General features: G+C 33.1%; 8 protein-coding genes and 1 pseudogene. 3 read left to right on the plus strand and 6 right to left on the minus strand.

The genetic code is table 11. From position 1 onward, the window contains the following. Window positions 1-93 precede the first annotated feature (93 nt). Window positions 94-339: a DUF4926 domain-containing protein gene (locus tag AC3DU7_RS12075; RefSeq protein ID WP_488039594.1), complete on the plus strand. Its 246-nt coding sequence runs from the start codon at window positions 94-96 to the stop codon at window positions 337-339. 176 nt (window positions 340-515) lie between these two features. On the opposite strand, the gene AC3DU7_RS12080 is transcribed toward AC3DU7_RS12075, so the two are convergent. Next, the gene (locus tag AC3DU7_RS12080; protein ID WP_293081738.1) at window positions 516-686 is read right to left on the minus strand and encodes a type II toxin-antitoxin system HicB family antitoxin; all 171 of its coding nucleotides are present in this window, start codon (window positions 684-686) and stop codon (window positions 516-518) included. Between the two features lie 57 nt (window positions 687-743). Here AC3DU7_RS12080 and AC3DU7_RS12085 point away from each other — a divergent pair, with 57 nt between their 5' ends. Beyond that, a complete protein-coding gene (locus AC3DU7_RS12085; RefSeq protein WP_488039595.1) occupies window positions 744-1,100 on the plus strand; it encodes a hypothetical protein in 357 nt (118 codons plus the stop codon). 154 nt (window positions 1,101-1,254) lie between these two features. On the opposite strand, the gene fumC is transcribed toward AC3DU7_RS12085, so the two are convergent. From fumC to AC3DU7_RS12105, 4 genes are all read right to left on the minus strand, one after another. Next, window positions 1,255-2,661, minus strand: a complete 1,407-nt coding sequence (fumC, locus tag AC3DU7_RS12090; RefSeq protein ID WP_488039596.1) for a class II fumarate hydratase — start codon at window positions 2,659-2,661, stop codon at window positions 1,255-1,257. A gap of 620 nt (window positions 2,662-3,281) precedes the next feature. Beyond that, window positions 3,282-4,481: a response regulator gene (locus AC3DU7_RS12095; protein ID WP_488039597.1), complete on the minus strand. Its 1,200-nt coding sequence runs from the start codon at window positions 4,479-4,481 to the stop codon at window positions 3,282-3,284. Window positions 4,482-4,964: 483 nt separating this feature from the next. Beyond that, window positions 4,965-6,173, minus strand: a complete 1,209-nt coding sequence (locus AC3DU7_RS12100) for a response regulator (protein WP_488039598.1) — start codon at window positions 6,171-6,173, stop codon at window positions 4,965-4,967. Window positions 6,174-7,262: 1,089 nt separating this feature from the next. Continuing rightward, window positions 7,263-9,923, minus strand: a complete 2,661-nt coding sequence (locus AC3DU7_RS12105) for an AAA-like domain-containing protein (protein ID WP_488039599.1) — start codon at window positions 9,921-9,923, stop codon at window positions 7,263-7,265. A 923-nt stretch (window positions 9,924-10,846) separates the two neighbouring features. Here AC3DU7_RS12105 and AC3DU7_RS12110 point away from each other — a divergent pair. Continuing rightward, window positions 10,847-11,284 carry a helix-turn-helix domain-containing protein gene (locus AC3DU7_RS12110; RefSeq protein WP_488039600.1) on the plus strand — a complete coding sequence of 146 codons (438 nt, stop codon included), beginning with the start codon at window positions 10,847-10,849 and terminating at the stop codon, window positions 11,282-11,284. Window positions 11,285-11,755: 471 nt separating this feature from the next. Here the strand turns inward: AC3DU7_RS12110 and AC3DU7_RS12115 are convergent. Then, a pseudogene (locus tag AC3DU7_RS12115) lies at window positions 11,756-12,048 on the minus strand (hypothetical protein); the annotation flags it as partial.

Below are 12,048 nucleotides of genomic sequence, written 5' to 3' on the forward strand. Positions count from 1 at the left end.
AAATATAGCAGTTATTACCATCTGGTTACAACGAAAAGCAGAGAATCAAACTCAATTTATTACTTTGATACCACTTAAAAGATAAAACTACCAATGCTTGAATTATACCAACGTATTTCTCTAAGCAAAGACTTCCCAGAATATAACCTGAAAAAAGGTGATATTGCCATGTTAATTGATACAGCAACTCACCCAGAAGGAGAAGAAAATGGTTATGTATTAGAAGTCTTTAATGCCGTAGGAGAATCTATAAATGTAATTATTGTTCCTATGTCTGCTGTTGAACCTTTAAAACAAGATGAAATTTTGTCCGTTCGTTCCTTAGCAGAAATAATCTAACAAATTATTATTAATTTAACCTAGTAGGTTGGGTTAAGCGAAAGCGCAACCCAACAAAAACTTGCATCTGCTAACAAAAGATATGTGTTGGGTTTATCCTAACGGATAAGCTCCGCTAACACTCCGTTCTACCCAACCTACGAAATGGTTATTTTTTATTATTAGGAATTATGCAACTAACCATCTGAATTTAACTCTTTCATATATTCTAAATAAGATTCTATGACATCCTTAATATTTTCCAATGCCTCAGCTTCAGTTTCTCCCTGAGACCAACATCCAGGTAAATAAGGACACCAAACAGCATATCCTTCATCAGTTTGTTTCAGTTTAACTGGGTATCGCATCTGTTTAAATTCTCTGCTATTTATTTGGTAAATATCATAACATTAATTAGAAAATTTATGAGAAATTGGAACACTTTGAAAGAAAGATATTTGAGAGATGAAATTCCTGTATGCTTGGGAAATATCGCCTCAAATTTAGCACGAATTAAATCTCGTTGTCAGTCTACAGCTAATCAAGAACTGGTAGAAAATTTGCTCAAAGAAAGTGAATTTTTTATTGAATGGACTGCACCTGATACAGAGGTAGAAGTTGCTGCTGAACTTGTTGAGCTGCAGATAACATTAGCACAGTGGCAGTATAATTGGGAAAGTATTCGGAATGATAGTGAACTCCTGAGTGAAGTGAGTCATAAAGCTAATGTTTGGTCAGCAAAGTTGTTGAATATGTCTGGTTTATTAACAGAAAATTACTAGAAAACTGGCAAAGAGCAAGAGAACAAAATCCTTTGGAAAAAATAGTCCAGTAGGGTGCATTAATGAAATGTAACGCATCATCTATATAGGTCTATAAATGTTAATTTTCGGTGCGTTACGGCTAACGCCTAACACACCCTACTAGACTGAATGCTTACGAAGGATGAGTCATATTTTTAGGAATTACAACATCGTCAAATTCCTCTGCCGAAACATAACCCAATTCCAAACAAGCTTCCTTTAAAGTCAACTCTTTCTCATGGGCAACCTTAGCAACTTTCGCCGCATTATCATACCCAATTTTCGGACTCAAAGCTGTCACTAACATCAAAGACTGTTCTAAATAAAACTCAATTTTTTTCTGATTTGCCTGTAAATCAACTAATAGAAAATCAGTGAAATTATTACAACTATCAGCAATCAAATTAATCGACTGAATCAAATTAAATATCATCATCGGTTTATAAGTATTTAACTCAAAACTTCCCTGAGCGCCAGCAAAAGCGATCGCTGCATCATACCCCATTACCTGAGTTGCCACCATTGTCATTGCCTCACACTGAGTAGGATTGACTTTTCCTGGCATAATTGAAGATCCTGGTTCATTTGCAGGTAAAATCAACTCCCCAAACCCACACCTAGGGCCACTTCCCAACCACCGAATATCATTAGCTATTTTCAGCAGCGAACAAGCTAAAGTCTTCAGAGTGCCACTCGCCATAACTATTGGATCGTGAGCAGCTAAAGCAGCAAATTTATTAGGTGCAGACACAAATGGCAACCCAGTTATTTCACTAATATATTTTGCAGCAAGTTCGGCAAAACCACTAACTGTATTTAACCCTGTTCCCACGGCAGTGCCGCCTAGAGCGAGTTCATACAAACTTGGCAAGACATTGGTGATGTGTTGCATATTTGCATCCAGTTGTGCCACATATCCAGAGAATTCCTGCCCCAATGTTAACGGTACAGCATCTTGCAAGTGAGTACGCCCTATTTTAACAATGTCGGCAAATTCTTCTGATTTTTCCTGGAGTGCATCGCGCATTTTCTTGACTTTCGGCAATAACTTTTCCTGTAATGCTATTGCTGAGGCGATGTGCATAGCAGTGGGAAAAGTATCGTTAGATGACTGCGACATATTAACGTGGTCGTTGGGATGTATTGGTATTTTGCTTCCCATTTCTCCACCAGCAATTTCGATCGCCCGGTTGGAGATGACTTCGTTGACATTCATATTGCACTGGGTGCCACTTCCTGTCATCCAGACTCGCAGTGGAAAGTTACCGTCTAGTTTCTCAGCAATTATTTCTTCTGCTGCTTGAGAAATTAATTTTGTTTTTTCTTCTGGGAGTTTGCCGAGTTCGTGGTTGGTTTGAGCGACTGCCTTTTTGAGAATGGCGAATGCTTTGATGACTTCTGGTGGGATGTAGTCTTGCCCAATAGAGAAATAGATGAGCGACCGCTGAGTTTGAGCACCCCAATAACGATTTGTTGGTACTTCTATTTTTCCCATACTATCGCTTTCAATGCGCATTGTGGGCAACATTAATTCTGTCATTAGTATTTTTATGATCTGGTGTATCCTTATATTTACTTACATGATTATCTTTTATGTCGCTGACTTAGTTAAATTTTTATTTTTTCTGTGGCGGGTTTAATACCTCATCGTTATTTCAGTTATCAGTTGTCAACAGGGGTGCTTAAGATTGTTTGGGGTTATCAGATGGCGTGTCGGAAACATTCTTCAACAATTAATTATTAATTATTAACTAAACAGCGCAAAGTTCTTGAAATAACTACTGCTAGCTAAAACTTTCAGCGATCTAAAGGTTAAAAACTCTTTATTCAGAGCTGTAATACCAATTCCCAAAAATAATGCTATACTTCCCATGGGACTTCAGCTATTAAGTAATAATAATGGTTAAATAATGTTTGTGACTATTATCGGCATTAAATCAAGATATATTATCTATTTTTACCCTACTCCCTACTCCCTACTTTTAAGAAGATGTAGCAAGAATTTTTAGAAATGGTATAAGTCCTGTAAGGCTTTTGCAGTAATACTTTCACTCTTTAACACAAATTGTTCTTGGGAAGAACTTTAGTACTCTCCAGTTATTAATTATTAATTATTAATTATTCTGCCTTCTGTCTTAATTCAAACTATTTTTATTCTTTTCAGCATTCAGGTGCTAAAGCTAAAGATTGCGAAAGGTTATTTTTATTTTGATATTCCTGTTTTTTTAACTTTAAATACTTTTCTACTGTTTCTAATATTTTTGTTGCAGTTGCTGGTTTTCTTAAAAAATCTGTAGCACCTGATAATAATCCCCTAGCCCGATTTAGATAATTATCTTGTCCGGTATAAATAATAATAGGAGTTTGTTTATAAATTGAAGCTTTCCGCAAAAAATTACAGAGTGCATAACTATCAACTTCCGGCATAACTAAATCTATAAATATTAATTCTGGATTTTTTTTAGCCAATAATCCTACTCCTTGCATTGGGTCAGTAATTTTCTCAATTTTATAACCTTTAGGCATCAAAATTTGCTCTAAAAATTTACCTGTTGTTGGTGTAGAATCTATACAAGCAATGAGAGGTCTATAACGATTTGTTGAAGAGTAAGCTAGGCGTAATTGCTCTAATGGAGAAGGTAAATCTGGTACAGCTCGAACTTCTATTACACCTTGTTTAAAAAAGTGATACATAGTACGGGTTGTTAAGGCTAGACATTGCCTTTTTTTAACTGTAATATCCCACAAGGTATTTTCACCATTAAATTTATTAGTAAGAACTTGTATGGATTCTTCACTGAGACGACTTTGTAATTTTATAGATTTTTTAACTACCGGAGCTTGTTCTGGAAAAATATCATTAACACCTATTTTTTGCCAACGTTCCCAAAGTTTTTGTGCTGCCTCTATAACTTCCTTTAATTCTAATGGACATAATACTAAGTTGGGACAAAGTTCTGATGTTAATTCCCGGTCTAATTGCCAGTTGAGGTTTAAAATTGATTGACTTGCTAAAGCAAAGAAAATTTCATAGCTGCTACTACGGATAATTGCTTTAGCTTGTTTTAAAGTTATTTGTTCTTCAGTAATACCTTGTTGAAGAAGCTTATACTCCCATAATTCTTCAGTAGATAATAAATTAGCGTTAAATTTTAGATGCTGACAATGTTGATTAATTGTTCTGTACCAACGTCTAGTTTGATGTAGTCCCCCTGTGGCATATAACATTTGTCCTCGACAAAAGTAAATCTGCCATTTTTGTTCGCCATTGTCTAATATTAGTTTACCTGTTGCTTGCTTGTGGCTAAGTGCAGCTAAAGCATTCCATACTTTGTTACACTCTATATTAGTTATTAACATAATTGTTAAATTTTATATTTACTATATAATTTAATTTCTATTTTAATCATAAAATCAAACTTTTTCTATAGGGTTTAACCCTCTAAAGATTATTTGATTCGCGATGGGTTATTAAAAATTTAATGTATCTGAAAATTTTACTAGAAAAATGAAAAATGGAGGTTAATTATGTTGATTTCATGATTTTATTACTATTAAATTTTTAAGATATTTTACTAGATATAGAAAAATTGTGCCAAATTTAAGAAAAATTGTTACAGTAAAATGTAGATGCTTAACGGAATTGAAAAATATTCACTTCTTATTTCTTATACCTACTACCATGCCACCTGATACCCTGAATAGCTATTTTTTGAAAATGGTCTTATTAGGTAGATATTTGTGTTCTAGTTTATATAGAGACACTAGATTTTGCACTTGCAAAATCTCAGATCGAAATCATTATTAATCGATAATCAACTGATGATTTATCACAATTTAGTTTTAGCTTCCTACAGCCATCAAAGTAAAATTATATGTTTGCTCTAAACTACTTTTTGACTCATTTATAGAATGTTGAGTATTGATATACTTTTCCACAATTTCTACAATTTTTTCTGGACAAGAAGATTTACACAGGTAATCATTAGCACCTACAATTCTAGCTCTAGTTCTGTCGATAATACTATCTTGAGTTGATAAAAATACAATTGGTACACTTTGAAATGTAGTAGTTTTTCGTAAAAAATCACATATTGTATAACCACTAACTTTAGGCATAATTAAATCCAAAAAAATCATATCGGGTTTACATTCTTCCAAAAGAGCTAATCCTTTAATTGGATCTTGAATTTGTAAAATTTCGTATCCCAGTGGCTTGAGGATTTTACCTAGCAAGAAAGCAGTACTATAACTATCATCAATACAAGCAATTTTTACCTTCTTAATACTCTTTTCTGTGCCTGGCAAGTTAATTTTTTCCGAAGGTGGAAGCAAATCTTCTACATTCATCAAATAAATTAAGCCTAGTTTTTCAAAGCTATATAAGCTACGGGTAACTCCCTGTAATGACATTTTCATTTCTAATGTAAGATCCCAAATTGTTAGTTTACCATTGAGGAACTTATCGATCTTTAAAACAGATTCAGAGCTTTCTTGATTGAATAACTTATCTCTCTTTTTGATAACTGGAACAAAATCTGGATTAATATGGCATAAATCTTCTTCTTGTAAAGATTGTAAAATTATTTTTGCTGAAGCAAGAACTTCTTTAATTTCTCGCCTTGATAAAAGTAAATTTAAAGTTGTTGGAGAAGTTGAATGTTTCTGTGGATGCCACCTTCTTGTTAAACCTGGTTGACTAATAATACCAAAGAAAACTTCTTCAGAAATAGTACGCAAAATTGCCTTAGCTTGACTTAAAGTTATCTGGCGATCGCTAATGGCTGTTTGTAACAATTTATATTCCCATAGTTGAACATTTGTTAACTGATTAACTTCAAACTTAAAGTTAGGACAATGTTTCTTAACAGCTCTATACCAACGTCTATTGGGGTGTAGTCCACCACTTGCATATAAAAGATGACCAAATAGAAAATAAAGTTGCCATTCTTGATTGCCATGAGCGACGCTCAACTTTCCAGTAACTTGCTTTTGACTGACTATACTCAGGGTATTTGCTAGCTTAATATAACCAATAGTGGGAGCTGACATAATTATTAAACCTTTCAAATAATGATATTTAATTTTGCAGTATTAAGCAGTAGTTGAGTACTATATACACACGGCTTTTATTATTTCATATTTCCTTTATGATGTCATCGCTTTTTATACTGAGTTTTTTTAATAATTGTGCTAAGGGTTCGGGGTTTTCTCGGAAATTTTAGAATTTACTTGTAGCAGGAAACAGCTTATCTATGGAAAAAATTTTTCCTCGTATTCAATTCATCATCACTCTATTGATTAACTCACTCAATATTGACTAAAATTACTCGATCATAAGCACATTTTCTAGCCATTATACATCCGCCATTCAGCTTATTTTTGAATTATTTTTCAGCAGAGAGAAGGGGGAAGATTATAGGTATTTTATATTTTTGATATTGGTTCAATTATATCGTAAGCATTCAGCTATTAGCAATCATCTAGGCTCCTACAGAGGAACTACGTTAACAGCAATTAGTAATAAATAATTACTTCTAAGGTTTAGTCCGGGTACTTTAACAATAACTTTTATTCTGTCTCAATTTCTCAATTATTTTTACCTTCCCTAAAATTAATTAATAGCTGATAATGCAGCTCCGACCATAAGAGGCTAGCTAATAACTGACGGCTGTTTGCGCAGCATTCCGCAGGAAATGCTGACAATAAGAGTGCGATAATTTATTTTATCTTTTATTATTGGAGACATCTATTAGTGTTTAGTAATTTTCATGATTTTGTACCACCTCATACGAATTTGATAAATGTTTGCTATAAATACTGGAACTGTTTCTAGTAGCCAATAGTCAGTAGCCAGTAGTCAGCTAGATTGAACTGTTATTATCATTTTTGACGCTGAAATAATTCTATTCTGCTAAATAGACATCTCCAGAAAAGAGGGAACAGGGAACAGGGAACAGGGAACAGAGAATAATAATTAATAATTTCTGGATAAGAATTGATTTTCTTGTTTATTTTTGGAGATGTCTAATATACATCTGACTTTAACCATTTTTGTTGACCAAACTATTTGTAACATTCTTTTTTTAAATTAGTATCATATAAAAATTGTATAATATCCAACACCTAAAACCTTTTACTTTAACTCTGACAAAATTCTACTACTCTCATAAAATAGTTGGGTTTTCCTACTAAAAAACTACAACTTTTACTTAAAAGTTCATCTAAATCTTCTACAGACCTTAGCCAAACCTTACCGTTACTACCAGCAACAGCAATTTTTTTACTATCTGAACTAAAACTAATACTAATTACATTTTCCATAAATTCAAATTGACTAATCTGCCGTCCTGATAAATTCCAAAGTCGCACAATACTATCAATTCCAACAGTAGCTATTAACTCTCCATCAGGACTAAAACTAACTAATTTAGTATCCAGATGTAAACTTTGAAAATTGCTCATTAACTTTCCTGTAGAAAGCTGCCACAATTCTACTACTCCATTTGATGTTGCTGTTAGTAAAAGCTGGGGTTGAGAAATGCTAAAATTCATACTAATAGCTTGCACATCTATAGCTTTGAATTGATTTTCAGATATATTCCATAATCTAATTGTAGACTTTCCATCTAATGTTGCTAGAAAATTTCCATTAGGACTAAAACTAACCGCTCTAATCAAACCATTATCATTCAAAATTGAATTAGATAATATAGTTATAGGTGACAATGATACATTCCAAATTTGAACAGGAATATCTATGCCAGAAGTTGCTAAATACTTGCCATCAGCACTAAAACTAATACTATTAACTTCAGTTTGAGATATCTCTAATACATATAATTTTTCCCCTAATAAATTCCAGATTTTTACTGTACCATCACTACCAGCAGTTGCTAAATATTGACCATTCGGATGAAACATTAAACTATTAACTGATTTTTGCTCTGTTTGCCATTCTGCAATTTTTTTGCCCTCAAAATTCCAAATAATTACTTTTCCATCTATTCCGGCTGAAGCTAAAATATCTTGATTTGGTCTAAATTTAACACTGGTAACAGCACCTTGATGACCTTGTAGAATAATCTTTCTTTTCTGAAGAAAACTATCTTCAAATTGTTTTTGTTCGTCAAGTTTATCCAAAATCATTTGTAGTGCTAATATCGGTCTAGTCGCAGGATATTCTGCTAGAGGAATATTGTTATTAACCAAATCTTTTAATTTTTGTCCCGCAGATATCGCCTTGGGTAAAGCTTCAAACAATGCTTGATTTGTGGTTGACTTCTTGAACATTGCTAATAACAAAGCATCAGTGCCAGTTTGTTCAATTTCTCGACTAGATTGTGCTAATCTAAATCTTTGATAAGCTAATAGCGAAAAACCTATTGATAAAACTAAAGATGTGCCAAGGATAGCAGAACCTATGGAAATCCAGCGTTTAGCTTTTTGTTGTGCTTTTGCAACTTCTGCCTGAGCTTTTTTAGTTTCTATTTTTGTTGATTCTAAAGCTTTTATTTGAGCATCTAATACTAATCTTTGGCTAGTAGTCAAAAACTGAAAATCTTGATTTCTTAAACTTTTTCCCGCTGCCCAAACTAAAGCAAATTGTAAATCTTCCCCTTGCAATAAATAAGATTTATCCTCACAGTTAGAATGAAGCCATGCTTTAATTTTTGTAGAATAAGGAGGTAGTTTTTCTAACTCTTCATTAATCATTTCCTCGTGAAAAACTGTAGCATATATCGGATTAGCCACAGTTAATTTACTATCTCGTCTAACTACCAATCCAGATAACCTCAGTTCCATTTGCTCAGGACTATCATCGGCAACTATTCCAGTCAAATCATTCTGTAAAATTTGCTGATATAACCCTAATCTTCTAACTATTCTTTCATCTTTTCTGAAAAGGCGATCGCGAATAGTTTTCAAATGTTCTGGTATATCTTTTGTCTCCCAATTATGAATAATTTTAGCTTGAATAATTTCCTCTAATTCTATTTTGGGATTAACAATATAAGTTCCATTTTCAATGATAATTTTACACACTTTTTGAGTTAAAAATGGTTGCCCATTTGTCCAGGATAAAATCTCTTTTAAAACTTCCTCTGGCTGCTGACAAATTTCGACTAATCCATCCACCAAAGACAAGGTTTCATCAAATTTAAAACCAGTTAACTCAATAGATATACCAATATTAAAAGGTGTACTATTTTGGTCTTGACATAAATCTTGAGGTGTACTAACTCCTAATAAAGCAAAAGTTAAGCGATTATATTCTTGATTATTGGCACGTTTATTATAACAAGAGCGAATAAATCCAAAAAAATCATCTACAGGAAAATCTAGAGCTAGAATACTATCAATTTCATCAATAAAAATCACAATATTATTCTGGATGTTTTTTAGTAATATAGTTTCAATAAATTCACTTAATCTTTGTACGGGTGCTAGATAATTTCGTTCTCGCCACCAGGTACGAATATTTACATATTCTGAGAGATTAAAATTATTTTCTAAAATGCGAAGAATACCTGCATACCACTGTTCGGGAGTTACTCCCCGATTACCTATTTCTGAAATATCTATTGCCACACAAGAAATACCTTCTTGCTGTAATCTTTTAATTGTTCTAACTTGCAAGCTAGATTTTCCCATTTGACGAGAATTTAGAACATAACAAAACTCACTTATTTTGAGATTCTTATATAGGTCTTCATCTGCTTGTCGCTTGACGTAATTGGGTGAATTTTTGGGGAGACAACCACCGACTTGATAATAGGATTTTTGTGTTGAACTATTCATGGTAAGAATGTATTTAGTGTTTTCAAATGAAATGTAAATCTAGATTGAGCTTTTTTCTAATCAAAAAATCTTGTCTTGAGTATCCATTAATTATTGTACAAAGCTACTATTTAATAGTGTTTTTTCTTCTTTACTGTTCCCTTTTGAGCAAGACTCTGTTTCCGTATTTCAAATGAAAAGGCTATTTATTAACTAAGTTAACAGTCATAACCTTTCTAGCTTAGATTGAGGAAAGCTATAAAGGAGTTGTGCAAAATTAATTTAATATTTGGAGAAAGCAGGGAAGTTAGAAATGCCTATTAGATTAGATATCTCCGAAAAAAAATATAATGATTAAATTTTAAACTTGAAAAAGTAAGAAAGAGTAAAGAAGGGTAAGCATTTAGCTGTCAGCCATCACCTATCAGCTATTGCTTTTATAGCAATTTCCATACCCGTGAGGTACAAAATTTTTTCCCTCAAGCCTAAAATCTTGTACTTCATTAGTATGGGAATTGCTATATAATCATAATCTGACTTAAAAATTATAAAGATTTTATAAAAATTTTCATCAAAAAAGTAAAGATTTCGTGAAGTGAAAAATTTGTCTGAATCAAGTCTTTTATGTATTTACACAGATATTATAAAATGATATAGTATATATAGATAAGTAACTAAACCGTAAACAATACAACTGCAAAGTTAATAAAACTAATAGATATTTCTCAGATTAGGTGTTAGTCCGTAAATTAAAAATTACGGCTAAACTCCTCAAATAAGGTTTACTACCTTAACGAAGAAATCATCTCCAGTTGTAACGGTGAATTTAAACTTTACAGGGTCATCTACTTCTGGTATAGCGATTGCTTTGAGCAGAACAGAGTTCTATTGCTTTCCAGAGTCGAGCTATTGACAATTATTACTCCCTGATAAAGTAGAAAAAGATGCCTAAAAAAGCCTATCTCAAATCTCATCTAAGTGAAACAGAAATTAAAACACGTTATCTCCAAACTAGAGATAGAGTAGAATCTCGACGCTGGCACCTCTTATGGTTGGTGTCCCAAAAGTGGACAATAAAAGAAGCAGCTAAAGCTTTGGGTTTTAACTATGATTATGCTAAAGATATAGTAAAAAATTACAATCAACAAGGGCCAAATGCCATTTTAAATCGGCGGAAAACCCGGAAATTTTATCCTTCTCATGCTTTGCTGACTCTAGAACAACAAGAACAATTACGCATAGCACTTAAAAATCCACCCAGAGACCAAGAATCCTGGACTGGACCAAAAGTAGCAGAATGGATTGCAAAAACTATTGGACGCGATCGCGTTTCTCCCCAACGTGGATGGGAATATATGAAACGATGTAGTTCCAATTCCTAAATTTCCTGAATACACCAACGTTTAATCTTTTACTCTATCAAATAGTAGTGGCGTTTGACGGCTCAATTAATGATGCTGTCACACATTACAGCGGTTTTAATTTGGGTAGACCACTGTAGGGACGTTTCATAAAACATCCCTACAAGGTTTCACTTGAAAGATATGGTTCGTCAATTTGAAAAGCGGTGTAATACCAATTTGATAAATGTTTGCTACAAATGCTTGAACTGTTTCTAGTAGTCAATAGTCAGTAGTCAGTAGAAACAAAAGAACTGTTATTATCATTTTTGACCCTGAAATAATTCTCCAAGTGCTAAATATACATCTGACTTTAACCATTTTTGTTAACCAAACTATTCGTAACATTCTTTTTTCACGCTTGGTATAATAGAGTGTAATAGATAGCGTATTATATTATATCCATTTAATTAGTGATAAAACTCCGTTCTACTGATGCGATGAACAAAAACTTTATCCTCCTCTTCCTTCTTCTTCCCTCCTGACTCCTTCATCATTAACTTTCAATTCATCAATATTCCAAAAAGCTCCACCAATAGCAGAGAATTTTAAATTATCTACGCGATCGCGAACTGCTTGCAATGAAAGAGGATTTACTAAAAAAAATATAGGCAACTGTTCCGCAACAATTTGCTGAAACTGACCATAAATTTCTCGACGTTTATTTTCATCTATAGCAATGTGCGCTGGGATATTTACAAATTTCAGGAACTGTCCAATAGCTAAAAGTTTTATATCATAAGCTT

Source organism: Okeania sp. (genome assembly GCF_983059655.1).

Excerpts from the sequence above, each read along its gene's own strand:
- AC3DU7_RS12075 (WP_488039594.1), top strand. The coding sequence starts at position 94 with ATGCTTGAATTATACCAACGTATTTCTCTAAGCAAAGACTTCCCAGAA.
- AC3DU7_RS12080 (WP_293081738.1), bottom strand. The coding sequence starts at position 686 with ATGCGATACCCAGTTAAACTGAAACAAACTGATGAAGGATATGCTGTT.
- AC3DU7_RS12085 (WP_488039595.1), top strand. The coding sequence starts at position 744 with ATGAGAAATTGGAACACTTTGAAAGAAAGATATTTGAGAGATGAAATT.
- fumC (WP_488039596.1), bottom strand. The coding sequence starts at position 2,661 with ATGACAGAATTAATGTTGCCCACAATGCGCATTGAAAGCGATAGTATG.
- AC3DU7_RS12095 (WP_488039597.1), bottom strand. The coding sequence starts at position 4,481 with ATGTTAATAACTAATATAGAGTGTAACAAAGTATGGAATGCTTTAGCT.
- AC3DU7_RS12100 (WP_488039598.1), bottom strand. The coding sequence starts at position 6,173 with ATGTCAGCTCCCACTATTGGTTATATTAAGCTAGCAAATACCCTGAGT.
- AC3DU7_RS12105 (WP_488039599.1), bottom strand. The coding sequence starts at position 9,923 with ATGAATAGTTCAACACAAAAATCCTATTATCAAGTCGGTGGTTGTCTC.
- AC3DU7_RS12110 (WP_488039600.1), top strand. The coding sequence starts at position 10,847 with ATGCCTAAAAAAGCCTATCTCAAATCTCATCTAAGTGAAACAGAAATT.